The organism is Rahnella sp. CJA17(1/100) (assembly GCF_963881615.1).
GTDB lineage: Bacteria > Pseudomonadota > Gammaproteobacteria > Enterobacterales > Enterobacteriaceae > Rahnella > Rahnella aceris.
The window spans coordinates 1-487 of sequence record NZ_CAWOJA010000050.1 but is presented as its reverse complement, the minus strand read 5'-3'; the positions used below and the strand labels follow the sequence as shown (position 1 = coordinate 487).

The 487-nt window shown below is 46.2% G+C and carries 1 protein-coding gene; it reads right to left on the bottom strand.

Annotation, left to right across the window (positions count from 1 at the left end; genetic code table 11):
• Positions 1 to 414 (bottom strand): beta-ketoacyl synthase chain length factor (locus AACU55_RS19095; RefSeq protein ID WP_240785709.1); only part of this gene is annotated, 414 nt, incomplete at its 3' end.
• Positions 415 to 487: the final 73 nt, after the last annotated feature.

The following is a 487-nucleotide window of genomic DNA, read 5'->3' as shown; positions in this document are numbered from 1 at the left end:
GTATATATCAGGAATTTCACCATCAAAATCAACCAACATAACGCGGGAAGCCCCCGTTGCCAGCATTGACTGAGCTTCCAGCATTCCCTGATGAAAGCTGTCTTTACTGGCCGTTAACGAGGTTACCGGCAACGGATTTTTGCTAATAATGGTAAGCCAACCCGCGGCGGTATTATGTACTGACATGGAGAATTCAGTCGGAGATAAAGCCTCTCCCCCGGCCAGGGAATGCAAAATTCGCCCCGTTTTCTCCAGTTCACCATGACGACTGGTAAAAATTGCAGCATCTACGTTGTTATTGACGAGCAACGCAAGCCCGGAATCCACAGCAAAACGACTGCCGATACTCATTCGTCGTGCAGACATCATGGGAATTTGCTGGCTTTTAGGGTTTGCGCCGGAAAATGTATTTATGTCTGAGCAAAAAAAAAAAAGCCCTCTACTCGCCTAACATAACGAAGTCACTTGTAACTGTCAATACTATTAG